23 protein-coding genes are annotated in these 26614 nt (G+C 55.3%); 19 read left to right on the forward strand and 4 right to left on the reverse strand.

Going from position 1 to position 26614, the window contains the following annotated elements; all coding sequences use genetic code 11:
• Positions 1-2 precede the first annotated feature (2 nt).
• Together PYL13_RS25380 and PYL13_RS25385 are read right to left on the reverse strand one after the other, a co-directional pair.
• On the reverse strand, positions 3-2081 hold the full coding sequence (locus PYL13_RS25380; protein WP_275642732.1) for a carboxy terminal-processing peptidase: 2079 nt from the start codon (positions 2079-2081) through the stop codon (positions 3-5).
• A 147-nt stretch (positions 2082-2228) separates the two neighbouring features.
• On the reverse strand, positions 2229-3092 hold the full coding sequence (locus PYL13_RS25385; RefSeq protein ID WP_275643064.1) for a LysR family transcriptional regulator: 864 nt from the start codon (positions 3090-3092) through the stop codon (positions 2229-2231).
• A gap of 93 nt (positions 3093-3185) precedes the next feature.
• Here PYL13_RS25385 and PYL13_RS25390 point away from each other — a divergent pair, with 93 nt between their 5' ends.
• The 7 genes from PYL13_RS25390 to PYL13_RS25420 all read left to right on the forward strand — a co-directional run bounded on the left by PYL13_RS25390 (position 3186) and on the right by PYL13_RS25420 (position 9286).
• Complete coding sequence (locus tag PYL13_RS25390; RefSeq protein ID WP_275642733.1) at positions 3186-4436, forward strand: MFS transporter; 1251 nt, start codon at positions 3186-3188, stop codon at positions 4434-4436.
• 127 nt (positions 4437-4563) lie between these two features.
• The gene (locus PYL13_RS25395) at positions 4564-4989 is read left to right on the forward strand and encodes a helix-turn-helix domain-containing protein (RefSeq protein WP_250983903.1); all 426 of its coding nucleotides are present in this window, start codon (positions 4564-4566) and stop codon (positions 4987-4989) included.
• Between the two features lie 6 nt (positions 4990-4995).
• A complete protein-coding gene (locus PYL13_RS25400; protein ID WP_275642734.1) occupies positions 4996-6825 on the forward strand; it encodes a hypothetical protein in 1830 nt (609 codons plus the stop codon).
• A gap of 14 nt (positions 6826-6839) precedes the next feature.
• Positions 6840-7061 carry a hypothetical protein gene (locus tag PYL13_RS25405; RefSeq protein ID WP_192490736.1) on the forward strand — a complete coding sequence of 74 codons (222 nt, stop codon included), beginning with the start codon at positions 6840-6842 and terminating at the stop codon, positions 7059-7061.
• Positions 7051-8256 (forward strand): YcaO-like family protein, encoded by a 1206-nt coding sequence (locus PYL13_RS25410; protein WP_275642735.1) that lies wholly within the window; start codon positions 7051-7053, stop codon positions 8254-8256. The genes PYL13_RS25405 and PYL13_RS25410 overlap by 11 nt, the downstream gene beginning before the upstream one ends.
• Positions 8253-8957 carry a TfuA-like protein gene (locus tag PYL13_RS25415; RefSeq protein WP_275642736.1) on the forward strand — a complete coding sequence of 235 codons (705 nt, stop codon included), beginning with the start codon at positions 8253-8255 and terminating at the stop codon, positions 8955-8957. The genes PYL13_RS25410 and PYL13_RS25415 overlap by 4 nt, the downstream gene beginning before the upstream one ends.
• A 92-nt stretch (positions 8958-9049) precedes the next feature.
• Positions 9050-9286, forward strand: coding sequence for a hypothetical protein (locus PYL13_RS25420; RefSeq protein WP_192490733.1), 237 nt, complete (start codon positions 9050-9052; stop codon positions 9284-9286).
• A gap of 208 nt (positions 9287-9494) precedes the next feature.
• Here the strand turns inward: PYL13_RS25420 and PYL13_RS25425 are convergent, their stop codons facing one another.
• Complete coding sequence (locus PYL13_RS25425; RefSeq protein WP_275642737.1) at positions 9495-10205, reverse strand: ribonuclease activity regulator RraA; 711 nt, start codon at positions 10203-10205, stop codon at positions 9495-9497.
• A gap of 229 nt (positions 10206-10434) precedes the next feature.
• Here PYL13_RS25425 and PYL13_RS25430 point away from each other — a divergent pair, with 229 nt between their 5' ends.
• From PYL13_RS25430 to PYL13_RS25480, 11 genes are all read left to right on the forward strand, one after another.
• Complete coding sequence (locus PYL13_RS25430; RefSeq protein ID WP_275642738.1) at positions 10435-11223, forward strand: GntR family transcriptional regulator; 789 nt, start codon at positions 10435-10437, stop codon at positions 11221-11223.
• A 34-nt stretch (positions 11224-11257) separates the two neighbouring features.
• Positions 11258-12373 carry an ABC transporter ATP-binding protein gene (locus PYL13_RS25435; protein ID WP_275642739.1) on the forward strand — a complete coding sequence of 372 codons (1116 nt, stop codon included), beginning with the start codon at positions 11258-11260 and terminating at the stop codon, positions 12371-12373.
• Positions 12370-13299 (forward strand): ABC transporter permease, encoded by a 930-nt coding sequence (locus tag PYL13_RS25440; RefSeq protein WP_192490730.1) that lies wholly within the window; start codon positions 12370-12372, stop codon positions 13297-13299. The genes PYL13_RS25435 and PYL13_RS25440 overlap by 4 nt, the downstream gene beginning before the upstream one ends.
• An 11-nt stretch (positions 13300-13310) precedes the next feature.
• Positions 13311-14192, forward strand: a complete 882-nt coding sequence (locus PYL13_RS25445) for a carbohydrate ABC transporter permease (RefSeq protein ID WP_192490729.1) — start codon at positions 13311-13313, stop codon at positions 14190-14192.
• A gap of 60 nt (positions 14193-14252) precedes the next feature.
• The gene (locus PYL13_RS25450; protein WP_275643065.1) at positions 14253-15782 is read left to right on the forward strand and encodes an extracellular solute-binding protein; all 1530 of its coding nucleotides are present in this window, start codon (positions 14253-14255) and stop codon (positions 15780-15782) included.
• 69 nt (positions 15783-15851) lie between these two features.
• Positions 15852-18182: an alginate lyase gene (locus PYL13_RS25455; protein ID WP_275642740.1), complete on the forward strand. Its 2331-nt coding sequence runs from the start codon at positions 15852-15854 to the stop codon at positions 18180-18182.
• An 18-nt stretch (positions 18183-18200) separates the two neighbouring features.
• Positions 18201-18950 carry an SDR family NAD(P)-dependent oxidoreductase gene (locus tag PYL13_RS25460; protein ID WP_275642741.1) on the forward strand — a complete coding sequence of 250 codons (750 nt, stop codon included), beginning with the start codon at positions 18201-18203 and terminating at the stop codon, positions 18948-18950.
• A gap of 15 nt (positions 18951-18965) precedes the next feature.
• Positions 18966-20135 carry an SGNH/GDSL hydrolase family protein gene (locus PYL13_RS25465; protein ID WP_275642742.1) on the forward strand — a complete coding sequence of 390 codons (1170 nt, stop codon included), beginning with the start codon at positions 18966-18968 and terminating at the stop codon, positions 20133-20135.
• A complete protein-coding gene (locus tag PYL13_RS25470; protein WP_275642743.1) occupies positions 20132-21166 on the forward strand; it encodes a hydroxyacid dehydrogenase in 1035 nt (344 codons plus the stop codon). Before PYL13_RS25465 ends, PYL13_RS25470 begins: the two co-directional genes overlap by 4 nt.
• Positions 21163-21948 (forward strand): sugar phosphate isomerase/epimerase family protein, encoded by a 786-nt coding sequence (locus PYL13_RS25475; protein ID WP_275642744.1) that lies wholly within the window; start codon positions 21163-21165, stop codon positions 21946-21948. Before PYL13_RS25470 ends, PYL13_RS25475 begins: the two co-directional genes overlap by 4 nt.
• Before the next feature lie 8 nt (positions 21949-21956).
• Positions 21957-23204, forward strand: coding sequence for a glucarate dehydratase family protein (locus PYL13_RS25480; protein WP_275642745.1), 1248 nt, complete (start codon positions 21957-21959; stop codon positions 23202-23204).
• An 80-nt stretch (positions 23205-23284) separates the two neighbouring features.
• On the opposite strand, the gene PYL13_RS25485 is transcribed toward PYL13_RS25480, so the two are convergent.
• Complete coding sequence (locus tag PYL13_RS25485) at positions 23285-25276, reverse strand: putative bifunctional diguanylate cyclase/phosphodiesterase (protein ID WP_409515602.1); 1992 nt, start codon at positions 25274-25276, stop codon at positions 23285-23287.
• A gap of 276 nt (positions 25277-25552) precedes the next feature.
• Between PYL13_RS25485 and PYL13_RS25490 the strand changes: the two genes are divergently transcribed.
• The gene (locus PYL13_RS25490) at positions 25553-26596 is read left to right on the forward strand and encodes a class I SAM-dependent methyltransferase (RefSeq protein ID WP_275642746.1); all 1044 of its coding nucleotides are present in this window, start codon (positions 25553-25555) and stop codon (positions 26594-26596) included.
• The last annotated feature ends 18 nt before the right edge of the window (positions 26597-26614 follow it).

Raw genomic sequence — 26614 nt, forward strand, 5'->3', positions numbered from 1 at the left:
ACTTAGCGGATCGTATCGAGCAGTTCCGACTGATCGGCCACGATGGAGGCTGCTTCGTTGCGCAGCACATCCTTGGCGTTTTTGCGGGCATTCTCCAGTGCGATGTCGGCCTGAAGGCCACGCTCGTCGGCCTGCAGGCCGTCATCCTGTCGGCTGAACAAGCCGCCATCTTCTTCCTGACGCGCCTTACGGAGCTTTTCAGCAGCTGCCAGTTCCTTGCGGCGCTCGTTCTCGTTGAGGGAAACCGCACGTTTTTCGCGCTGTTCCTTCAGCTCGGTGACATCTTCGACAAAGCGCTGGAAATCGGCATCTGTTTTCACTCTGGTGTCATGACGACTTTGCAGCTGCGGCAGGACATTGGCAATTTTGGCATCAGCCTTGTATTTCGCAGGCTTGATTTGTGCCCATGGCAAGGCGTTGTCATAGCTTGCCTCGCCGAGTTTCTTCGGATCGTAGAGGCCAGGCAGGATGATGTCTGGTGTCACGCCGCGCAACTGCGTTGTTCCGCCATCGACACGGAAGAACTGGGCGACGGTAAACTTCAGTTGGCCAAATCTTGGTTCGCTGTTACGTGCTACCTGATCAAGGTCGACAACTGTCTGCACGGTGCCCTTGCCGAAGCTCTGTTCACCGATAATCACGCCACGGCCATAATCCTGTATCGCTGCGGCAAAAATTTCCGATGCTGACGCCGATGCACGGTTGATCAGCACACCGACCGGACCTGTCCAGGCCGCTTTGGAGACATCATCACCCTGTATCTTGATTTTACCACCGGCGTTACGCTGCTGGACCACAGGGCCTTTACCAGTGAACAATGCTGTGAGTTCGATTGCTTCGGACAATGAGCCACCGCCATTGTCGCGCAGGTCGACCAGTACACCATCAACCTTTTCCTGCTTTAGCTCGGCAAGAAGTTTGGCGACATCACGGCTTGCGCTTCTATAGTCCTTGTCGCCATTCTGGCGAGCATCAAAGTCTTCATAAAATGTCGGCAGGGTAATCACGCCAATCTTGCGTGTTACACCTTCGCTGGTGATTGGAAGAACTGCCTTCTGAGCGGCCTGCTTTTCCAGGTTGACCTTGTCACGCACCAGATGGATTACCCGGTGTGTGGCTGCGTCGCCAGCGGCCGCCGGCAGGATATCCAAACGGACAACGGAATCCTTCTCGCCGCGGATCAACTGCACGACGGCATCAAGGCGCGTTCCAACGACTTCTTCAATCGAACCTTCTTCGCCCTGGCCGACACCGACGATGCGGTCGCCGACAGCCAGCTGTCCCGACAATTGTGCTGGGCCACCTGGTACGAGTTCGCGCACGGTGGTGTAACCGTCACGCTCCTGCAGAACGGCACCAATGCCGACGAGCGAAAGCTTCATGGAAATGTCGAAAGCAGAGGATGCAGCTGCGCCGAAATAGTCGGTATGCGGGTCAACTGATGCGGTATAGGCAGCCATGAATGACTGGAAAACGTCTTCGCTCTTGTAGGTGTAAACGCGTTCAAGAATGTTTTTGTAGCGTTTATCGAGCGTATCACGGATCGCCGCGTCGGACTGGCCTGCAAGTTTCAGACGCAGCCAATCGGCCTTGACGCGCTTGCGCCAGATGTCGTCGATCTCGGACTGTGTTTGTGGCCAGGGGCCTTTGTCTTCTGACAGCGAATAGTTTTCCTGTACGCTGAAATCGAAGTTCTTTTTCAACAGCTCCCGCGCATAGCTCATGCGGTCGATCATGCGCTGCGAATAGACGTTGAAGATCGAAAACGGGATATCGAGATTTTCGGTGTTTATAGCGTCGTCGAGCTTGGTCCTGTTGGCCATGAAGCTGTCGATGTCGGCCTGCAAGAAGAAATTCCGGTCAGGATCGAGGGCGTCGACATACTGGTCCATGACCTTGGCGGACAGGGCGTCGTCCAGGGCGACCGGTTTGTAGGCATTGCGGGCGAGAAACAGCGAACTCAGGTGCGCGGCCTGTGCCTGCTGCTCTTTTGGTGCCAGAACCGGTGCCGCACCTTCAAACGAATAAGCAGGTGGAGCGATTGCGAGGATTAGGGCGATGAGACCATATCTAATGTGCATTCAGCTGTGATCCTGGTTGTGAAGACAATTTTTATAATGCGATGTGGGACAAAGATGTCTTTTTGACAATCGATTATCGAGCAATATCGCGTGAGTGTGAATGAAATGGACCATTGTGAGGCAAGTTCTGTCGTTGCTCCATGAAAATTACGACCCCGAGGCGGATGAACGGAACGCCTTGGCAATCCGTCGTAATGCAGCCGGAGCAAGATCCCCGGTGACATTTGAGACCAACAAAACGTCCAGTGGAGGTAGTTGTGGAAGTGTGCGGGCAGTCACTTCGATCACACCTGACGGTGCCGCGCTGCGCGCCATCAGAGCTACGCCAATACCGGCTTCCGCCGCTGCCCCGACTGCCGTTGCGCCGGTGCCAACAAACACTTCCCGCCAGGGCAGTTTTGCCGCATCCAGAGTGCGCAATGCCATTGCACGCAGGTTGCATGGCTCTGGCTGCAGGGCAAGTGGCAAGGGCGCACCTTGCTGCAGTTGAAAACCCGGTGAGCAGAACCATCCGAAATTTTCCTGCGACAGCACTTCGCCGTCGCGTCTGATATCGTCGTGGCGCAACACCACGATCGCATCCAATTCGCCTGCATCATAGAGTTCCAGCAGGTTTCTTGTGCCAGCGGTCCTTAAATGCAAGGTGATGCCGGTTTCCCGTTCGCTGATCAATCGCAACAAATGGGGAAGATCGGCGCCGATCAGATGATGTGAGACGCCAACCGCAAGGCGCATGGGCTCTGCGCCGAATACATCAAGGGCACGTAGACCGGCGCTGACATAGTCGCGGGCCGGTTCCAAAAAACGCTCGCCCGCGCTGGTCAGCCGAATGCGCCGAGGTGTGCGTTCAATAAGGCGTACGCCCAACAATTCTTCCAGCCGACGCAGACGCAGGGATATCGCAGCCTGGGTGGTGTTCATGACACCTGCGGCGCGCGTGAAGGACTGCAGTTCAGCAACAAGGAGGAAGGCTTCGACGGCTTCAGGATCAAGGGAGCGCATGTCATCTATAACAAACCGTTATCGCTGTAACGCGCAAGCCCTAATTTCAAATATGGGTGCGGATGGCTATTCAGGTGTGATCTGCCTGTCTGGAGCCCTATTATGCTGCGTCGCTTATCCCCCCAACCCTCACCATCCTCTATCGATACAAGTCCCAATATCTGGGCCATCTTGGCGATTGCGGTTGGAACGCAGACCGCAGGCTCCTTTGTCTCCCAAGGCGTCTATATCCTCGTGCCGTTCTGGCGGGAGGCATTTCGTATATCTCTAGCCTCCGCATCACTTGCCGTCACCGTCATGAACGGGGTGCAGATCGTCACTATGTTTACACTCGGTCGCGCAATCGACCTTTATGGCGAGCGGAGGATCGTCGGCTTGGCGATGATCGGCATGGCAATTGCCATGGCCTGTGCCGCCACGATCGCCGACAGTTTTGTCGCCCTTTTGATCTGCATGGCATGTCTCGGTGGAACCTATGCTGCGGTGCAGCCCGGTGGCACGAGAGCGGTCATGCGCTGGTTTCCCCCATCGCACCGTGGAATTGCCACCGGCTTTCGGCAGGCTGCCGTTCCGTTCGGTACGATGATTGCCGCAGCTTTGTTGCCGCTTTTGGCAATCCATTACGGGTGGCAGGCTGCAACCTGGCTGGGTGCTGCAGTGTCCATGCTGGGTGCGATTTTGTTTTTCGGGCTTTACCGCGAGGGCAGCGAGTTTACGTCTTCAAAGAGCGCACCTCTGCGCCTGTTGTCGCTGGCAAGGATTGTCGGTCAGGATCCACAATTCTGGCCCGTACTGCGCCTTGGCATCGCAATGTCAGCATTTCAATTTACGTTCACGGCCCACATGATCGGCTTTATTGCAGACGGGTTGAAACTCGGTTTGATCGCAGCATCGTCATTGTTTGCGGCAACCCAGTTTGCAGGCATACCCGGCCGCATCCTGTTGCCGTGGCTGAGTGATCGGCTTTGGCCGGGTCTACGTGCCAGATCCTTTGGCGCCGTTTCACTCATTGCTGCGGCGTCGGCTGTCCTTCTTGCTGTCCTGCCGGTCGGATCGTCAACGATAACGATTGCAGCCATTTTGCTCGTCCTTGGATTTTTTGGGATTGGCTGGTTTCCGCTTTACCTGCTGCAAATTGCCGAGAGTGCGCCGAAAAGTTCGATTGCCTCTACAATCGCCTTTGCCTCGACGATCTGCCTGGCCGTGATGGCGGCTGGACCCTACCTGTTCGGACTGCTGGCCGACTATTTTGGTTATGGCGTCGCCTGGGCAGTATTGTTGTTGCCGGTCATTATAACGTCACTCCCGTTGATCGCCGGATCTCGCAGTGCGCTATCGAGCCATCAGAGCTGATACAATCAACTGCGCGTTGGTGCCGAATGGTCGCGTGAGAGTAGAAAATCTTTGGCAAAAGTAGATTGCGCAACCCGGAATTTTCACGCATAGATTCCTGCAACGAAACGTTTTGGGGATCACTGCAATGAATAGACTTCCCAACCCTATTGACGTTCATGTTGGTTCTCGTATTCGCCTTCGTCGATCGATTGCTGGTCTGTCGCAAGAACAGCTCGCCGATGGACTTGGCCTAACCTTCCAGCAAGTTCAGAAATACGAAAAGGGTATCAACCGGGTCAGCGCCAGCCGACTACAGCACATTTCCGAAGTGCTTGAGGTCCCGATCAGCTTTTTCTTTGAAAACGGCCCAAACGCACTGGTCAACAGTGCCGGCTCCCCTATGGGCGAGTTTAATGAATTGATGAGCTCCAAGGAGACGATTGCCTTGGTGACCGCGTTCAACTCGATCAAGAGCCCGCGCTTGCGTCAGAGCGTTCTCAATCTCGTCCGGACGCTGAGAAACGACCCGTCCAGTGCGGGTGAGGAAGATCATAATAACGCCTCCATCTGATACCATATGGGCTTTGTTTTAACGACACTTGGTGACAGCAGTCTACGCGACGGCGCTGGGCAGAATTTATCTGTGCCCGGCCTGTCACTGGTGTTTCTGGCCTATCTTCATGACATGGATAGGCCGGTCGCCCGGCGGCAAGTGGCCAGCTTTTTATGGCCTGACCGTGGAGAGGCCGCAGCCACCAATATGCGCTCCATGCTTCGGCGCCTGGCAATGGCAACCGATCCCTCAGGCCCGCTAGTTGTAGCAGACGGCACGACCTTGTCCCTTGCCCCGCAGGCCATGCGCTGTGATCTGGCGATGTCTGCGCTGACAGATCCCACAGAACGCCTCAAAGCAGCCACAGATGCCGTGGCTTTGAAGTTTCTTCCCTTGCATGGCGACGGATCAAGTGCGCTGGATGCCTGGGTTCGTGACGTCCGCACGCGTTTGGTCGGCCAGTTGCGTACCGAATTCATGCAGTTTCAAACGCTACCGGCCTCCGACCAGAGGCGGTCCGATCTTCGACGTGCTGCAGTGTTGCTGCTTGAATGCGATCCTGACGACGAGGAGGTCAGAAGAACGATTTCGTCGCCTGTGGAATTGGGAGAACAGCAAACTGCTGCAGTTGCCCGTCCTCTTGTCAGCTTTTTAGCGCCGCAGCCTGCCAACCTTCAATCATCGGGCGTAAAGACGGCCTTTGACATTACCGTTCCGCCGCGAATTGCACTGCTGCCCCCTGAGACACTTCACAGTGCCCAGCAATATGGCTCCGTGGCCAACGCGCTGATTGAAGATTTGACAATTGGCCTCTGCACCAGCCGATCGGTCTCGGTGGTTGCCCCCTACACCGCCGAACGTATTCGCGCCTCGAAAGACAAGGCCGGGATTCTCGAAAAACATTCGGTCATGTATGCACTCGACACGAAGCGGTCTGATGATCAGTTGTTTGTGCAATTGATCTTCATGCCGAGTGACGAGGTGTTGTGGGCAACCCGTTTTCAGTTGAAACCCGACGAAGTTGCGATCCAGAAGCTCGAAATCGCCGAGGTCATTCAAAAGTCGATCTTCGACAAGGTCGGTGGTCGCACGTCCAATGTGGCCGATTATCATAGCCGTCCGGACGCCTATTACGCCTATCTGCGTGGCCTGCAGAGCCTTTCCAAACTGGATCTGCCATCGATCAGAAAAGCGCGCCGGCATTTCCGGCAGGCTCTTGATGGTGACAAGAGCTTCTCTGCTGCGCGGGCTGGAATTTCCAGAACACTGACCATGGAATGGCTGTTGACGGCGAGAGGCGACAGCGAGCTTCTCCAGCATGCCGAAGAGCAGGCCAAGATAGCCGTAGCCGAGAATGCCGAATTTGCCGGCGCCTACAAGGAACTCGGCGTCAGCCAGCTCTATGGCGGAAAAATCGACGACAGTTTGGCGGCGCTTGGCCAGGCCGAAACATTCAACCCGACCTATGCCGACGTGCTCTACAGTCACGCAGACAGCCTTGTTCACGCAAGTGATCCCAAAGCTGCGCTGGACAAGATCAGTTCGGCCATTGCGCTCAATCCTCTGTCTCCGGACACCTACCTGTGGACTGCGGCTGGCGCCAGTTACTTCCTTGGCGAGTTTCGTCAGGCACTGGATTACATCGGACAGATGCGCGATAGCGCACCGGCATCACGTCTTGCTGCGGCATGCTGGGGTATGCTTGGCGATATGGCAAAGGCACGTACCTGCAGGTTGCGCGTTCTGAAAAGTAATCCTGATTTCGATCTCGAGCGTTGGCTCAAGATGGTACCCCACAAGGAGCCCTGGCAGACAGAGCTTTACCGGGAAGGCCTGATCAAGGCCGGTTTTTAACAAAGGAGAACATCGTGTCTAAGGTTGCAGTTATTGGACTTCCCGGAGATGAACAGCTCTGGCTCGTGGATTTTACATCAGGCACCGTTTCTCCACTGAGCGCGCCTCCTGCTGGTAGTGACCTCGCCAACGCTCAGACGCTTCGCCAGCAGGGCTCGACAATCGTCAAGGGTGTAAACTTTGCGGTCGCATTTTCGTCTGCTGAGGTCGCCGCATCCGGACATCATGAATCCTGATCCGTCAGAAATCGACATTGTCGATTTCCGCTCATGTTCTGCGGGAGAGACCTTTCAACGGGTCTCTCCTATTCTGTCTCGGCTTGGTATTACCAGGGTCGCCAAACAAACCAGCCTTGATCGTATCGGTGTGCCGGTCTGGTGTGCCTGTACGCCAAACGCCAAAGCGATTGTGATTGCGCAAGGCAAGGGCATAAATGACGATGCTGCGCGAACGTCAGCTGTGATGGAAGCCGTTGAACGTGCCGTTGCCGCCACCCCGGCCTGTCAGATAGTATCTGATACGCCTTCATCTCTCCGCTCGGCTGGCGAGGTCGTAAACACGCTGGATAGCCTGCTGGCTGTAAAATCAATGCCGATCCGCGATGACGAGACGGTTTTATGGGCAAGTGCGACCAATTTGCTGACAGGACAAAAAGTCTGGCTGCCTGTGGAAGCCATTCAACTCGACCGCACGCTGATCGCGCCGCGTTTCTGGCAATCGTCGGATGGACTTGCGTCCGGCAATAGTTTGATCGAAGCGACACTGCATGGGTTGCTGGAGCGTGTTGAACGCGATGCCATGACACTGTGGCAGGTAACAACGTCAGCGAAGCGCTATCAGCCAAGAATTGACACCAGCCAGATCGTAAATCCCGACTTGCAGGGTTTGCTCGGCAGAATTTCGGCTGCAGACATGGAAATCGCTGTTTTCGACATCACCAGCGACCTCGCGGTTCCCTGTGTGGTTGCGCTTCTGAAGCCGCGACATCAACCGCAAGCCGGTGAGGGCTTCCGCCACGTTGACATCACACTTGGGGCAGGATGTTCCATCTCTCCTGAGATCGCTGTCATGCGGGCGATTACCGAAGCCGTGCAGTCACGCATGACCTTCATTGCCGGAGCAAGAGATGACGTCATGCCGAAGACCTTTAGCAAACCGGCTGACCCGACCATCATTGCCGCGTTCGATGCGCCGGTTTCCATGCACCTCGAAGATTTGCCCCGCATTACTGCCAGCTGCGCTGAGCAGGCTTTACAGCGGGTTGTAGAGCGCCTGCGAACCAAAGCTATCCCTGACATCTACGCGGTTGATATCTCGCCCGACTGGTTGCCCGCAGCGGTGGTAAAGGTTGTTGTGCCGCAGCTTGAAAACCCCGACGGTGAACGTCGCCAGAGATTTGGTGGCCGGGCGATATCGCGAGCCTTGCAATGAAAGTCGTCTTTGTCGGTCCGAGCTTCCCAGACATTGGCAAACTGTCGGATGTCGAGATCAGGCCTCCTGCCTGCCAGGGTGATGTCATGCGCGCCGTGCGGGACGGTGCAACGGCGATTGGCCTTATCGATGGTCAGTTCGAATTTGTGCCGCCCGTCTGGCATAAGGAACTTCTGTTTGCTCTCTCGCAGAACATCGGGGTGTTCGGAGCTGCCAGCATGGGCGCACTGCGTGCCGCAGAATGTGCAGCCTTTGGCATGATCGGTGTTGGCAAGATTTTTGACGATTATGCCAGTGGTCGACGCGATGACGATGGTGATGTCGCCTTGCTGCATGGGCCAGCTGAGTTGGCCTACATGCCGCTGACCATACCGATGGTCAATGTTGATGCTACTTTGGCGCGTGCGGAAAACCTCGGTGTGCTGGCAGCCGCCGATTGCCTGGATATTTCGCGTGCAGCGCGTCACATCTTCTTCAAGGAAAGGAGTTGGACGCGGATCGCGGAAGTTGCAGGCTTTGATGTGATTGTGCTTCGCAACGTAATAAAACAAGCATGGGTTGATCAAAAGCGCCTGGATGCCGTTGACCTGCTTGAAGTGATCCAGCGACCAATTGCTGCTCAATCGGCCAAGACTTGGACTTTTAACGAGATTTCCGTGTGGCGTAGTTTGTTTCGCGCAAACGAAGGCGAACAAGTATGATAAATCCCGTTTCGCGTGTGCAACGCTTTTGCAACGCGCACGCAAACGGTTTCCGTGCTTAAAAATGACCTCGACAACATATCGAGGATAGCATGACGAACATCAATGCCAGCATTCAGCTCAGCGAGCGCCATGAGGAATACCTCGCGCTAATCAATATGCTCGAATATACCGTTGGGATCGCTGAAAGCCTTTCCTCGAAATCGGCAGCCTTTCAATTGGACGCAGCCCGCAAGACTTTGATGGGCGAATTGAAAAGTGAGCTGACCGCCGACCTGTCGACACACGAAATTACACAATTGGCAGGCGTTAGAGCCGGCCACTGCTGAGCGGCCTGGCAGGTACTGCCAGCCTCTCCCCGGGCTCGAGGCCATCATGACCTCCTATCTCATGGTGTCGGGTCCGGCATATCAGTCACGCACGAAAGCTGCTTCCTGTGGGGTAGCGTATTCCGCTGACAAAATGACCGGTAAGGGCGCATTGCCTCACGCCGTCTAATGCTGAAGTGGGCGCGATCAAAATCGCGCCCGGATCGGGTTACCGCCCGTTCTGGCTTCGCCATTCAGCAAACAGGGCCAGGTTGCTTTCATCCGTTGCCGGATAAAGACCGATAATCGTCTGGCCTGCCTTGACCCGTTCAGTGACGAAATCCTCATACGCCGTCATCTCGACGGCCTCATCAGCAATCTCATCGGCAATTTCAGAGGGTATGACGATAACGCTGTCGTCGTCACCAACCATGATATCTCCCGGGAATACCGCCACGTCACCGCAGCCGATCGGCACATTGATATCAATTGCCTCATGCAGTGTCAGGTTTGTCGGGCTGGATGGACGGTTGTGATAGGCTGGAATGTCCAGTTCACCAATCGTCATTGCGTCGCGAAACCCGCCATCTGTGACGACACCTGCCCCGCCACGTACCATCAACCTTGTGATCAGAATGTCGCCGGCCGAAGCCGCGCGCGGATCTTTGCGGCTATCCATGACCAGTACCGAGCCTTCAGGGCAGGTCTCGATGGCATGGCGTTGTGGATGTTTCGGGTCGCGAAACACGGACATCGGATTACGATCTTCACGCGCCGGCATATAGCGAAGCGTAAATGCCGGGCCGACCATGTTGCGGCCCTTTGGTCGTACTGGCCGCACATCCTGGATAGTCTGGTTTTTCAGACCGCGCTTGTAAAGCGCCGAGCACAGTGTTGCGACGGATACGCCCATCAATTTGTCACGAGTATCGGGGTTCATGGTCATTTCTCGCTGTTCGAACTGTTCATTGTCATTTCCGTATGTTGTGCCCATTCGGCTGAAAAGGCTTTGTAATCAAGGCATTTGACCCTGTGGATGAAGACGAGTTCCGAGAAAATCCGGATGAATTTCGGCCGGGGTGACGTCTCCATCGTCATCACAAGCTTGACTCTCTAAAAAACAGCAGATATGTCAAGTTATATTCTGATATCTCAGTTTGGTTGTTGATATGTCTAACGCTGTTGAATTTCCATCGTTGCCCCTCTCCGATCTTGTCACACCACAGGACTTGCCGGTCGATGGAAACATGACCAACCGGATCCACGCCTTGCTTCGCAAATTGATTGTCGAAGTGAAGTTGCTTCCGGGACGGGCGCTGTCTGAGAAGGAAATTGCGGCGTTGTTGCATGTCAGCAAGACGCCGGTGCGCGAGGCCATCATCCGCCTGGCCGAGGAAGGTTTCGTGACGGTGGTGCCGCAGGGCGGAACCTACATCTCGCCGATTGATGTGCAGCGTTACATGGAGGCCTGCTTCATCCGCTTCAAACTGGAAGAAGGTGCTGTCATAGAGGCGACCAAGCGGCATTCGCTTGAAGATATTGCGCGGCTGAAAACCTGTATTTCCCAGCAGCGTACCGCTGCGGAAGATGAGGAATTTACCGATTTCTTCCTGCTGGATGAAGAGTTTCACCGCACAATATTCACCGCTGCCCGTCTGCCCGGCGCCTGGAGCGTCGTTAATCAGGCAAAGGGTGAAATGGACCGCATGCGCCACCTGAAAAGGGTGTTTGCGGTGCGTCGCACCGAAAAGGTCATCGAAGAACACGAAGCGATCGTAAATGCCATCGAGTCCGGCAATGTCGAGGCGGCGCGTGATGCCGTCCAGTGTCATCTGGGATCGCTGGAATCCAAGATCGCAGAACTCTCCAAGAACCCCAAAATCTGGACCTTCATCGAGCAGGTCAATACGCGCGTCACGAGAAAGCGTGTGTCAAGAGGAGCCAAGGCCCCTGCCTGACTGAACATTCAAGGCTTTTGAGGAGGGGCCTTTCATGTCTGCAGTTCAAATCAACGATGTCGTCAAGCGCTACGGTGCTCTCGAAGTCGTACATGGCATCAACCTTTCCATTCAACCGCAAGAATTCGTTGTGCTCGTCGGGCCATCGGGCTGCGGAAAATCCACCACACTGCGCATGCTCGCAGGCCTGGAAGATATCTCCGACGGCACCGTCTCGATTGACGGGCGCGTCGTCAACAAGATCGCGCCCAAAGACCGCGATGTTGCGATGGTGTTTCAGAACTACGCGCTTTATCCCCATCTGAACGTGGCTGAGAACATTGCTTTTGGCCTGCGTGTACGGGGCGAGAAACGCGATGTGGTCGACAATGCCGTTGCCGAAGCCGCACAAATCCTGGGGTTGACGGAATATCTGGCACGCAAGCCAGCCGACCTCTCGGGAGGCCAGCGTCAGCGCGTTGCCATGGGCCGCGCTATCGTGCGCCGCCCGAAGATTTTTCTTTTCGACGAACCTCTCTCCAATCTCGATGCCAAATTGCGCACCCATATGCGGGCCGAAATCAAGCAACTGCACAAGCGCATGCAGGCAACCAGCGTTTACGTGACCCATGACCAGGTCGAGGCGATGACGCTCGCCGACCGCATCGTCATCATGAACCGCGGCAATATCGAGCAAGTCGGCTCACCAATGGAAGTGTTTCTCGAGCCGGCAAACACATTCGTTGCAAGTTTTATCGGGTCACCGCCGATGAACCTGCTGGATGCGACAATCGACAAACAGGACGGCCGCGTCAAAGCCGTGATTGCCGGCAGCTCTGGCCAGAGCCTCACAATTCCCGATGCATTTGCAAAAAATGCAACGCAGGGGCAGTCGGTCAAGCTCGGTATCCGGCCTGAAATCATGTCCGTAAAAACGGAAGAAGGGCGTGAGGTTCTTCACTGCAACATCGAACTTGTCGAGCCACTTGGAGCGGAGGCTCTGTTGCATGGTAAGGCCGACGGCCAGCCGTTTATCGCCAAGGCTGAAACGCTTTACGCGGACCACGGGCTCAATGGTGTGACTGAGCTCGCTATCGATACGACCCGCATCCATGTTTTCGATTCCGAAACAGGTCGATCCCTCAAGACCGCAAGCGAGACGCGGTCATGAAACAGCATTTCCAACAATCACTTTATGATGTGTGGCACGATGTGCGCCGCGATTGGCAGCTCTATTTGCTGCTGGCACCGATGGCCATCTGGTTTGCGCTGTTTCTTTACAAGCCGATGTACGGCCTGATCATCGCCTTCCAGGACTTTTCTATCTTCCGCGGCATCGAAAAAAGTCCCTTTGTCGGGTTTGCGAATTTCATCGAGCTTTTCCAGAATGACATGTTCGTACGTGCCTTCTGGAATACCATCACGATCAGCGGCCTCGGACTGATTTTTGCATTTCCGGTGCCGATCATCCTGGCCTTGATGTTCAATGAAGTGCAGAGCGAAATCGGCAAACGCTGGGCGCAGACTGTCGTCTACCTGCCGCACTTCATTTCCGTGGTAATTGTTGCCGGTATCGTCATCAACTTCCTGTCGCCTTCCATCGGCATCGTCAACCTTTTCCTGAAAGGCATTGGCCTTGAGCCAATATACTTCCTGACGCAGCCCGAATGGTTCCGTCCGGTGTTCATTGGTTCGTCGGTATGGAAAGAATCCGGCTTTGAATCGATCGTCTATCTTGCAGCGATCGCCGGTGTCAGCCCGACACTTTACGAGTCCGCACGTGTTGACGGCGCGTCGCGCTGGCAAATGATGTGGCGGATCACCCTGCCCTGCATTCTGCCGACGATCATCATCATGCTGATTATCCGCATCGGTAATCTGGTCGAGGTCGGTTTCGAATATATCATCCTTCTTTACCGTCCATCCACCTATGAAACGGCCGACGTTGTGTCGACCTTCATCTACCGCACCGGTCTGCAAGGCACGCAGTATGATCTGGCCACGGCTGCCGGTCTGTTCAATGCGGTCATTGCTTTCGTTCTTGTCTATTCGGCTAACCGTATCAGCCGAAGAGTCTCGTCGACATCGCTGTGGTGAGGAGCTGAAAAATGGCAAGTTTCAATTTGTATTCCCGTGGTGACAGGATTTTTGGCTGGGCCAACGCCATCCTGTTGGGGCTGTTTGTTCTGTCGACCCTTTACCCATTTATCTATGTCGCGGCCGTCTCGATATCATCGGGTGCAGCGGTGACCGCCGGGCGCGTGACTTTGTGGCCGGTTGATGTGACGCTTGCGGCCTATGAACATGTGCTGTCCGACAGAATGTTCTGGATCGCCTACGGCAACACCTTCATCTACACTTTTGGCGGCACGTTCATGAGCCTGCTGATCATGATACCCGGCGCCTATGCCTTGTCGCGTAAAAGGTTGCGTGGTCGCACCTTCTTCAACATCGCGATTGCCTTCACGCTGTGGTTCCACGCAGGCATGATCCCGTTTTTCCTCAACATGCGTGACCTCGGTCTTCTCGACAGTCGTTTCGGTATCATCATTGGCTTCGCGGCGAGCGCATTCAACGTCATCCTGCTGCGTAACTTCTTCGAAGCCGTGCCCAAATCCTTCGAGGAAGCCGCCAAGATGGACGGTGCGAGCGAGTTGCAGCTGTTGTGGAAGGTTTTTATCCCGCTCTCCAAACCCGCAATCGTCACCGTTGCATTGTTCTGCATCGTGTCGCGCTGGAACGGCTATTTCTGGGCCATGGTCCTGTTGCGCGGTGAAGAAAAAATCCCGCTGCAGGTCTACCTGAAACGCGTCGTCGTCGATCTCAATTCGAATGATGAATTCGCTTCAAGCCTACTGACAGCCCAATATTCATTCGAAACGGTAACCTCTGCGATCATGATCGCGTCGATCATTCCCGTTCTGATCATTTACCCCTACGCACAGAAGTATTTCACAAAAGGAATTCTGCTGGGCGGAGTCAAAGAGTAGCAGCACAAGGGAGGAGAACCTGTGAGACAACTACGAAAAGGCACGCCCCTTCTGGCGTTAATGACAGCCGTGACAATGGCAATGCCTGTTGCCGCGCAAGACACCGGCAAGATATCAGAAGACCCGTTGGAACTGACGATCCATTTTCACTTCCGCGATAAATACGTCTACTCAGAAAAATGGCCGGTGGAGCAGAAAGCCGCTGAGATCACCAACATCCACGTGCGTAGTGTTGCGTCACTGGCAACGACCAGCAGTCGCGATGCCTTTAACTTGCTGATCGCATCGGGTGATCTGCCAGATATCATAGGCGGCGATGCCTCCGGCGGCCTGAAGGAAGACTTTATCCGCTACGGGCTGGAAGGCGCTTTCGTTCCGCTTGATGATCTGATCGAAGAACATGCCCCCAATCTCAAAGCATTCTTTGATAGCCACAAGGATATTCGCAACGCGATTTCCGGCCCTGATGGCAAGCTCTATTTCATTCCATACGTGCCGGATGGGAAATATTCCCGTGGCTGGTTCATCCGCCAGGATTGGCTGGACAAGCTGGGGCTAAAGCAGCCGGAGACGCCGGAAGAAGTCTATGAGGTCCTCAAGGCATTCCGCGACAAGGATCCGAATGGCAACGGCAAGAAGGATGAGGTTCCTTACTTTGCCCGTGAACCGATTGATGCGATCCGTCTCATCAATCTCTGGGACGCACGCGTGTCAGGTTCTGAGCGTTATGGAGACTTTGCAGTCTATGACGGCGAACTGCGCCATCCGTGGGCTGAAGAGAACTATAAAACTGGCATCTCAAACGTTGCCAAGTGGTACAAGGAAGGGCTGATCGACAAGGAAGTCTTCACCCGTGGTGCCCGTTCGCGTGAATACTTGCTGGGCAACGATCTTGGCGGCATGACCCATGACTGGTTTGCCAGCACTTCGACCTACAATGATGCTTTGGCGCCAAAGATCGAAGGTTTTGCGCTGAAACCGATGCTGCCACCAAAGTCAGCGTCTGGGGAGCGTTTCGAAGATGCCCGCAGACTGCGTGTTCAGCCGGTTGGATGGGCAATTTCCGCCACCAATGAACATCCAGTCGAAACGATCAAGTACTTCGATTTCTGGTTCTCCCAGCAGGGCCGCATCCTGTCGAACTTCGGTGTCGAAGGCCTGACCTATGAGATGGTCGACGGCAAGCCGCAGTTCAAAAAGGAAGTTCTTGAAAACAAGGACCCGGTCAATGCCCAGCTCTGGGCCGTCGGTGCACAAGTGCCGCGCGGTTACTGGATGGACTATGAATATGAACGCCAGTGGACCAACAAGATCGCGCTTGAAGGCATCGATATGTACGACAAGTGCAATTGCCTCAAGGACGAGTTCATGGGCGTGTCGCTGAACGCCGAGGAAAAGGCAATCTTCGACCGCTACTGGCCGAGCCTTCTCACCTACATGACCGAGATGCAGCAAACCTGGATCCTGGGTGCACAGGACGTCGATGCCGGTTGGGATGCCTACAAGAAAAGGCTGGCCGCACTGGGTTACGATGAGGTCATCAAGATGATGCAGTCGGCCTACGACCGTCAGTACAAATCGGCCCAGTAAATCAGTCTATCGCGATGGCGGCCCTGTCGCCGCCATCTCCTTTTTTGTTTTTACAGGAGTTAGAGCGCAATGCGTCCCTCTGCCTCGGCGATCGCCAGACAAGCTCATCTCGATGAACCGCGCCCGGGTTCCCTGACCATTGGCTACATGCCGAGTGAGCAATTACCGCCTACAGAAAATCCACCGCGTTTTTCCTGGCTTCCCGATATTGATGACGGTGCGCGCTATGTGCTGCGCATCTCGACTGATCCCGATTTTTCCGATGCGAAAACAACTGTCTATGAAGATCTGGCCTGGAACTTCTTCACCCCGGACACGGTGCTGGTGGATGGCCATTATCACTGGAGCTACGCGCTCTGGGATCAGAATGCAGGACAACCTCTTTCCAACTGGAGCAAGGTGCGCGATTTCGAAATCACCGCTGCTTTGCCAAAAACACCGTTACTAGGCCGGGCAGCCCGTCATGCCGCCGCCCACACCAGCCATCCAAGGCTCTGGCTGAATGGCGATCAGCTAAAATCCTTCTCAGCCGCTGTGGCAAAGGATGCCGATCATTGCGGATGGTCCGACTTTTTTGAAAAGTCCGTCAAACCCTGGTTGGACCGGCCGATCATGCCTGAACCGAAACCCTACCCCGACAACGTCCGCGTCGCGACCTTGTGGCGGCAAATGTATATTGATTGCCAGGAAGTGATTTACGCCATTCGCCATTTGGCGATTGCGGGACGTGTTCTGGGTCGGGAAGACCTGCTCGACAGGTCGCGGGACTGGCTGCTGGCTGTTGCCGCCTGGGATCCGACTGGCGCGACGTCCCGCGCCTACAATGACGAGGCTGGCTTCCGTGTCGTTGTCGCTCTCGCCTGGGGATATGACTGGCTTTATGACCATTTGAGCGAGGAAGAGCGCGAGACAGTCAAAACCGTTTTACTGCGCCGTACGCGAGAGGTTGCTGACCATGTGATTTCGCATGCACGCATCCACGTCTTCCCCTATGATAGTCACGCCGTACGCTCTCTGTCTGCCGTTCTGACACCAGCCTGCATTTCACTGCTGGGTGAAAGCGAAGAAGGTGGCGAATGGCTCGACTATACGGTTGAGTTCCTGTCGACCCTCTATTCCCCATGGGCGGGCACCGATGGTGGCTGGGCCGAAGGTCCGCACTACTGGATGACCGGCATGGCGTATCTGATCGAAGCCGCTAACCTGATCCGCTCTTACATCGGTTACGACCTCTATCAGCGTCCTTTCTTCCAGAACACCGGACGGTTTCCGCTCTACACCAAGGCTCCGGGAACGCGCCGCGCCAATTTTGGTGACGATTCCACCATGGGGGATCTGCCCGGTCTGAAGGTCGGCTACAATGTGCGCCAGTTTGCCGGTGTGACCGGCAATGGCCATTACCAATGGTATTTCGATCGCATCAAACAGGATGCGGCTGGTACCGAAATGGCCTTTTATAATTACGGCTGGTGGGATCTGAATTTTGACGATCTTGTTTATCGCCACGACTACCAGCAGGTGGAGGCGGTTCCGCCAAGTGATCTGCCAGCACTGTCCGTGTTCAATGACATTGGCTGGGTGACCATCCAGAAACACATGGAAGATCCGGACCGGCATCTGCAGTTCGTGTTCAAATCCAGCCCGTACGGTTCGCTGAGCCACAGCCACGGCGATCAGAACGCCTTTGTGCTCTATGCCTATGGCGAAGATCTGGCGATCCAGTCCGGTTATTATGTCGCCTTTAATTCACAAATGCATGTGAACTGGCGCCGCCAGACCCGCTCGAAAAATGCGGTGCTTATTGGCGGCAAAGGCCAATATGCCGAAAAGGACAAGGCACTGGCACGGCGTGCCGCCGGACGTATCGTTTCAGTCGATGAGCAGCCTGGTCATATCAAGATCGTCGGTGATGCGACGGCGGCCTATCAGGTTGCAAACCCGCTGGTTCGCAAGGCAGAGCGTGAAATCCATTTCGTCAACAACAGCTATTTCGTGTTTGTCGATGAGGTGGAGTGCGCCGAGCGGCAGGAATTGCAATGGCTTTGCCACACGATCGGCGCGCCGCAGACCGGTCGTTCCAGTTTCCGTTACACCGGCAAGAAAGCCGGCTTTTATGGCCAATTTGTCTATTCATCGGCCGGCATGCCGCAGATTTCGGCTGTTGAAGGGTTTCCCGGTATCGATCCGAAGGAATTCGAAGGGCTCGAAATCCATCACCACGTTAGCGCGACCGTACCGGCCGCAACACGACACCGTCTGGTCACCCTTCTGGTGCCTTACAGCCTGAGCGAACCGAAGCGGATTTTCAATTTCATCGATGATCAGGGTTTTTCGACAGACATCTACTTCAGCGATGTCGATGACGAGCGCTTCAAACTCTCTCTTCCCAAGCAGTTCTAATCAATACGAGGTTTTCAAATGCAACGTTTCAAAAACAAAACTGTCATCGTCGCTGGTGCAGGTCGCGATATTGGCCGCGCATGCGCTATCCGGTTTGCTCAGGAAGGTGCCAATGTGGTGCTGACCTATAACGGCGCAGCGGAAGGTGCAGCATCAGCCGTTTCCGAAATTAAAAAGCTCGGCGGCAAGGCGCTGGCCGTCAAGGCCGACCTTACCAAGGCCACTGATGTCGAAGGCGCAATCTCTGCGGCAGCCGACAAGTTCGGAGAGATCCACGGTCTGGTGCACGTGGCAGGCGGCCTGATTGCCCGGAAGTCTCTGGCCGAGATGGACGAAGCCTTCTGGCATCAGGTACTCGACGTCAACCTGACCTCGCTTTTCCTGATCACCAAGGCAGCCGTGCCGAAGATGGCAAAAGGCGGCGCCATCGTTACCTTCTCGTCGCAGGCCGGCCGCGACGGCGGTGGTCCAGGCGCTTTGGCCTACGCGACATCCAAGGGTGCAGTGATGACTTTCACGCGCGGCCTTGCCAAGGAAGTTGGTCCTAACATTCGCGTCAATGCGGTTTGCCCGGGCATGATCTCGACCACCTTCCACGACACTTTCACCAAACCGGAAGTGCGTGAGCGGGTGGCCGGTGCCACGTCGTTGAAGCGCGAAGGATCGAGTGAGGATGTTGCCGGTCTGGTAGCCTTCCTCGCGTCTGACGATGCGGCCTACATCACCGGCGCTTGCTACGACATCAATGGCGGCGTCCTGTTCTCCTGATAGCCTGGTAAAACCATGTCCGTATCGTTACCAAGGGCGAGCCGCGTTGCCATTCTTGGCACGTCGCTCGTCCAGCAAAACCACATTGGCGATGCCGGGATGCTCGCGACATCGGCACGCGGCTGGATGAGTTGGGCCGAGGTTCTGTCTCACGGCAGGCTTCGTTGTCCTGTCCATCACGATCCATCGGTGCCGCCCGGTTGGGAACCGAGCAATCGACCTGGCGTCAGCCGGTTTTTTAGCGGGCTCAATTTTGGGGTGTCAGGGCAGAAGGCAATCGAGATCGAACGGCGGTTGTCGTTATTGCTGCGATCGGATTTCGACCTTATCCTGCTTGACGCCGGCACCAACGACATGATGGTGGAAACGCGCCAGACGATTGCAGATACCAGAGCACGTATTGCGTTGGCTTTGCTGGCGGCGGGCAAGACGGTCATTCTGCTGCCCATTCTGGCGCGTGGTGTGGGCAAGTGGCCAGCCCATGGTTCCGAAAGGGCTAAGGCGCACTGGATCAATCGCCAGAGTGCTGAATTCGCCGCCAACCACGCCAATTGCCATGTGTTTGACTGGAACGCGGCATGGGTTGATCCGGATAATGAATTCGGAGAGCCCTATTCCGGTTATTCTGACGATGGAACGCATTTTTCAGTACGCGGTGCCTTTGCTGTCGGTAAGCTGCTGGCAGGGTATCTCGAAGCCATGTTACCGCGTGCGCCAGACCGTCTTCTGCCGAAAGATGATCGCTTCGATGCTGTCGACAATCCAGCGGGCAATTTGGTCACCGAATTATCGGCGAAGACACTCAGCGATAAAGGTGACCAAAGCCACCGTCTTGGCGGGCAGATTGAACATCCGGGAACCGGCAGCTGGATTGAGGCGATCTGCGATATCGACGTGCCGACTCATCCCGGAATTCTCGGAGTAACACTACGCTTGAAGGATGTTGCCGAAGACGGGCAACAGGCCAGTGCGTTAAACCCCTTTCGCGCAGAAGACGGTACAGTTTTCCCTTTTCCCGATACCCATTGGAAAGGTGCATTGCGGACGCCTCCATTAAAACTCCGGCCGGGCAACGCACCTCCCGAGCTTTATCTCGATGTTCTGATGCAGGGTGGCTCAAAGCCGATCAACATCGATATTGCGCGCATTGATATGCGGCCTGTTTCAAGTCCGGTGCGCGCATGAGCAGACATGATAAGAAACCGAAGCTGTTGATAGCCATGCGCAGCGAGCTTCCCGACGGGTTTTTCAGCGCGCACGAATGGGCGCGACTGAATGCAGTGACAGATATCATTGATGGATTTCCCTATACGGATTTTGACACCGGTAAGGGTCGCGAAGCTCTGGCTGATGCCGACATTCTGCTGGCGGCCTGGGGTACACCGTCGTTGACAAAAGAACGCCTTGCCCGGGCACCCAACCTCAAGATGCTGGCTTATGCGGCATCATCGGTGCGCCTGGTCGCGCCTGCCGAGTTTTGGGACAACTCAGATATTCTGGTAACAACAGCCGCATCCGTGATGGCCACACCGGTGGCCGAGTTTACCTATGCGGCGATTATCATGTGCGGCAAGGATGTGTTTCGCCTGCGGGATGAACACCGGGCTGAGCGCGGCACCGGAGGTTTTGGCAGCCGACGTGGCATGAACCTGCCTTGGCTTGGCAGCTATTCCCGCAAAGTCGGCATTGTTGGCGCGTCTCGTATCGGACGGCAGGTCATCGATATGCTGACACGAGGCAGTTTTGAAATTGCCGTCTATGATCCGTTCTTGTCTGAGGATGAGGCAGTTGCACTTGGTGCGACAAAAATGGAGTTGCACGCGCTTCTCGCATGGTCTGACATTGTTTCGCTGCATGCGCCGATCCTGCCGCAGACCCACCATATGATTGGCGCTCAAGAGCTCGCGCTGATGGCCGACCATGCGGTGTTCATCAATACGGCACGGGGTTGGCTGGTCGATCACGCGGCATTGTTATCGGAGGCACAATCCGGCCGCCTGCGTATTCTGATCGATACGCCGGAACCGGAACCCTTGCCGGTCGACAGCCCATTCTACGACTTGCCGAATGTCGTTCTGACGCCACACATCGCCGGTGCGCTGGGCAACGAACTGCGTGCCCTTTCTGATGTCGCAATTACTGAAATCGAGCGATTTGTTGCCGGCCTTCCACCGCTCTACCCCGTCCGCAAACAGGACATGGAGCGTATGGCATGAGCGCTGTTGAATACTGTTTTTCGACGCTTGGATGTTCTGAACTCAGCCTGCATGAAACCGCTGACCTGGCGGGACGGCACGGTATATCTTCCGTGGAATTGCGCGCGCTTTCAGGCGCGGTGGACGTGATTTCGGCATTGCATACGGAGTTTGGCAGCCCTTCGCGGTTTGCGGCCTTTCTTCAACAACGCGACCTCAAGGTCGTGGCACTCAATACATCGATCCGATTGCTTGAAAGCGGTGACCTGTCGGCCGTGGAACCCTTTGTTGCATGGGCGGAAGCGGCAGGCGTGGCACATCTCAGAATCTTTGACGGCGGCAAACAGTTAGCTGCCGACGGGATGAGACGCGCAACTGACTTGCTTGATCAATGGCAAGCCGACCGGCAATCGCGCGGGCTGAATGTCGATCTGATGATCGAAACCCATGATGCTCTGGCAGATGCTGCGCAACTGAAGACCTTCGTCAAACACGTGCCAAACGCCTTGATGTTATGGGACACCCATCACACCTGGGCCAAGGGTTCTGCTCTCAACAGCCTGTGGCCTGATATCGCCGACAATGTCGTCCATTTGCATGTCAAGGACAGCAAGATGGGAAGCGATGGCCTTCGCCATTACGTGCTTCCCGGCCACGGTGATTTCCCCATGGCGAATCTTATGTCGCTTGTCAGGTCGAGTAAACGACACATCCCTCTCAGTCTCGAATGGGAGCGCCACTGGCATCCCGAACTGCCACCTCTGGATGACGCGTTGACGGCAGCGCGCACCTGGTGGCGATAGGAGTTCTTATGCGTATCGCTGACATCAAATTAACGCCGGTTGCCATCCCCGACAAACCCTTGCTGAATTGCAAGGGTGTGCACCAGCCCCATGCGTTGAGAACCATCATCGAAGTCATCTGTGATGACGGTACGGTTGGTTTGGGAGAAAGCTATGGCAGTATCAAAGCCCTGGACGGTTTAAGACGGGCGGCTCCGTCATTGATCGGGCTTGACCCGTTTCACCTTCACGAGTTGAAGGCAAGAGTGATTGCTGCCTTGCCCGGTGGTGGAGGCATCAACGCGAAAACCGCCGTTGCCGATCACAAGCTGACGGACGTTGTTGCCTCGGCATTTGAAGTTCCATGTCTTGATATTCAGGGCAAGCTGCTTGGACGGCCGCTTTGTGACCTGCTTGGTGGGGCGGTTCGTGACACGGTTCCCTTCAGCGCCTATCTGTTTTTCAAGTTTGCCGCTCATATCGGTCAAGAACCGGACGAATGGGGGGAAGTGCTGACGCCAGACCAGATGGTTGGGGAAGCCCGCCGGATGGTGGACAAATACGGCTTTCAGTCCCTGAAACTCAAAGGGGGGGTGTTGCATCCCGATCTCGAAATCGAGACGATGCTGAAGCTTCGCGAAGCCTTTCCAGATCATCCCTTGCGGATTGATCCCAATGGCGGCTGGACCGTAGACACGGCCATTTACATGGCACGCAAACTGGAAGGGGTTCTGGAGTATCTTGAAGATCCCGTCATTGGTATGGACCAGATGGCGGAGGTGGCCGCAGCAACATCGATTCCGCTGGCCACCAATATGATCGTTCTTGAGTTTGACCAGATCGCCGAAGCCTTTCGCAAAAAAGCTGTCCAGATCGTCCTGTCCGACCATCACTATTGGGGCGGTCTGCGTGCCTCGACACATCTTGGCAAGATCTGTGAGACATTGGGCCTCGGTGTATCCATGCACTCCAACTCGCATCTCGGTATCACGCTGGCTGCAATGACCCATGTTGCCGCAGCGACACCCAACCTTAGCTATGACTGCGATACACATTTCCCATGGACTGGCGTCGATGTGATTGAAGGTTCACCCTTCACGTTCCGCGATGGCAAGCTCAATGTGCCGCAAGGCCCGGGTCTTGGTGTGTCACTTGACCGGCAGAAACTCGCCGATCTTGCTGCACTCTACGAACAGACTGAGATGAAGGAACGCAACGACACTGCCTATATGCAGTTGTTCGATCCCGGTTACGAAAGACGCGTGCCGCGCTGGTAACTAAAACGTCTTTCACAGGATGTTGGGCGTCTGGTTCATGACGCCCCTTGGGAATCTATGGAGCGCGGAGTTTAGCACTCTTATCCCTGGATGAGGGAGTTTCCCGCAGGCGTTGACCGACGCACCACTTCATAGGTTTCGAATTGGCTGACGGGTACAGGGCGTCCAACGTGGAAACCTTGGATCTGGTCTATTCCGTATTGCCGCATCAACAGCTCATGGGCTTCGGTTTCTGCACCCTCGACAAGAATTCGCAGGCCACGGTTGCGCAGCAGGCTGATGATATCACGCAGCATCATCCGACCGCGCTCTGTGTCGCAATCATGCAGGAAGGAGCGGTCGATCTTCACGGTGTCGAATTCGATCAGGCGAAGCCAGGACAGACCGGCAAAACCAGTGCCGAAATCATCAAGCCAGATTTGAGCGCCAAGTTTTCTGAGGTCACTGATGCAGCGAACCACCTCCTGATCCATTTCCAGCTCAACGCCTTCGGTGATTTCGAAGGCAAGCCGCGCACCCATCAGGCCAAATTCTGACAGTGTAGCTGCGACATAGGTCGCAAAACCGGGCATCTTCAACTCGATTGGCGACACGTTAACACTGGCAACGGGCACAAGATTGGTCGCCAACAGATCGCTGCAAACCGTTCGGATCGCCCAGCGACCGAGATCGACAATCGCCCCTGTTCGCTCGGCGATCGGAATGAAGGTGCTTGGCAGAACGGGCGTTCCGTCCAGCATCCTTAATCTCATCAAGGCTTCAGCCCCACTCAATTCGCCTGTCTTGACGTCGCGGATCGGTTGATAAACCAGAGTAACAAGGCGCTGTTGAACGGCGATTTTAAGGATCGCTGCAATGTTTTCACTATCGTCGCTCGCCCAGGGGTCCTTGGTATCGAATAGTTTGACGCAGTTGCGGCCACTTGCCTTTGCTGCATAGAGCGCACGGTCGGCCTCGTGAATGACCCTGTCTACTTGGACTGCATTACCGCGTGTGTGCGACACACCCACGCTGACGGTGACGAAGGGTGTTCCGTCGCGTCTTGCTTCATGCGGATACGCCATGACACGGACGGCGATACAAATCGCTTCCGCCAGATCGGCGGCGCGTTTGGGTGTGTCGGTCGGTGCAATGACAATGAACTCCTCGCCGCCATATCGGCCAATGATGGCGCCATGCAGTGATGCAACGGTTTTCAGTCGCTGCGACACCGCAATCAGGCAACGGTCACCTTCCTGGTGACCGTAGCAGTCATTGTAACGTTTGAAGAAGTCGACATCGATGAGCAGGACAGCAAAACTCTTGCCGTGCTCTCGCCAATTGTTCCAGTAGTCACGCAGTCGCTGGTCGATCGCACGTCGATTTTCAAGGCCGGTCAGCGAATCGGTGATGGACAAGTGCAGCAAAGCCTTGCCCCGTTCGTCGGCTGCTGATTGCTGCAGCCGCGCCTCATAGGCGTTGAGGAAAACCTTGTAACGCTCTCTGTTGAGCTGCAGGTTCACGTAGGATGTAAAAATGAAGCAGGAAATACAGAATGCACCGAGGATCAGCTTGTAAAGCAATCCCATCGGCTCAAAGGCGTAGAGAAAACCGACGAAGATTGTCAGGTTCGTCGCCGAAGCCGCGAATGCCAGTGGAAACCGGAAGCTGAAAAACAGGTTGAAGCTCATCATGAAGATGGCGCCAAACACCATGTAATAGGAAAAGGCATTCACATGGCTGGTCATTTGTGCCGTAGCTAGCCACACAACATAACCTGAAAGCACGGAGACTGCGGCAATAAGATCGATGATATCGGCACGTGCTTTGAAGTGCAGCAGAATTTCGAGAACGCACAACGCAACGATGCCCACGGCAACGCGACCCGCAATGGTGTAGAGCGCGACATCGCGCAGGAACAGGTAATCGGTCGCAGAGTAAGCGATATAAGCGGCAACAGCGATCCAAAGACCGTGACGCGTCACGTCTTTTCGGTTGAGTTCACTTTCCTGCTGATAGAGGCTACGCATCTGCTCAGGGGAAAGCGCCGGCCGCATCGCGGGCACGGTGGTCTCGGCTAACAAGTGCATCATGCCCTATTCACCCAACATCCAGCGCATTGATTCTAGCCGCCATCCGGCCAGAGCCGGAAGTCAACGATGATTCACCCTGCGCAAGCTCCCATGCCACTCTCAACCGAGAGTGCACCAACTCTCATATATCCTGAGGTTATTAACTTTTTCTAAACTTCTCACAAACGGGAAAGGTGGGGGTTGTTGAAAAACATGACCTCCGCGAACTTGACGTGCACGGAAAATGCTGAAGATTTTATCTTTTTCTTTAACCCTTTATTCAGCAGTGAGGTTCGCGTGGCTCAGCCTTTGTTCTCCCTTGACGGTGAAAGTCTTATCACTCCCCAGTCGGTCACTAACCATCGCCACCAATCTGACAAAACCGCCGAGGCCGATCTTCTGGCAACGGCAGAGGCGGAGTTCGTGCTGATCATGAACCTCGCAAATCAGCGATTCAGCGCCGGTAACGACCTCGCCGAAGCGACAAAATGGCTGATTGCCCAGATGCATGATTTGCGGTGGAAATATGGTCCGGCCGTGTGGCAGGGACTTATTCCGATCATTCAGGCGCACCCATCCGCAAAAATCATGCAGCAGTGCCCATTCACCCGTTGGTCGTTTGAAAAACCACGCGGATACTCTGGCGATGCCAGCCTTATCGACTTCATCTACGGTCATGAGGCAGTGGCACATGAGGTGGCAAAATCCACGCCTCTCGGCCTTAACATTTTTGAATATACCCGCAACGCTCCGGGACCGGTTGCCGTTCGCGAGCGCCGCGACATTCTGACCGAATATGTTGATATGGTTGCAGCCGAGAAGGGACCGGAGACGGAAATTCTGACCGTTGCTGCAGGCCATCTTCGTGAAGCAGAAAATTCTCAGGCGCTTAAGAACGGTAGCATCAAGCGTTGGGTTGCCCTTGATCAGGACCCGCTCAGCATCGCATCGATTTCAAGCCAGTTCCATGGCACGTGCATCGAACCAATCGACGGCTCGGTTCGTGGCCTGCTCGCCAAAAAACATAAGATCGGAACCTTTGATTTCATCTATGCCGCAGGTTTGTACGATTATCTGACCGACAAGGTTGCGATCCGCCTCACCCAGGTTTGCATGGACATGCTGAAGCCGGGCGGCATGTTCCTCTACGCCAATTTCTCCGATGAAATGGCCGATGACGGTTACATGGAATCCTACATGAACTGGGAGCTTCTCCAGCGTTCGGAAGCCGATATGTGGCGCGTTACCAATGCCAGTGCTGATCCGAGCACCGTAGACAGCAAAGTGTGGTTCGGCGCCAACCGAAACATCATCTACAGCACAATCAAAAAACGGTCCTGAGCTCCAAACGCCTAGCGA

This window comes from Agrobacterium sp. Azo12, assembly GCF_029193765.2.
Classification (GTDB): domain Bacteria; phylum Pseudomonadota; class Alphaproteobacteria; order Rhizobiales; family Rhizobiaceae; genus Agrobacterium.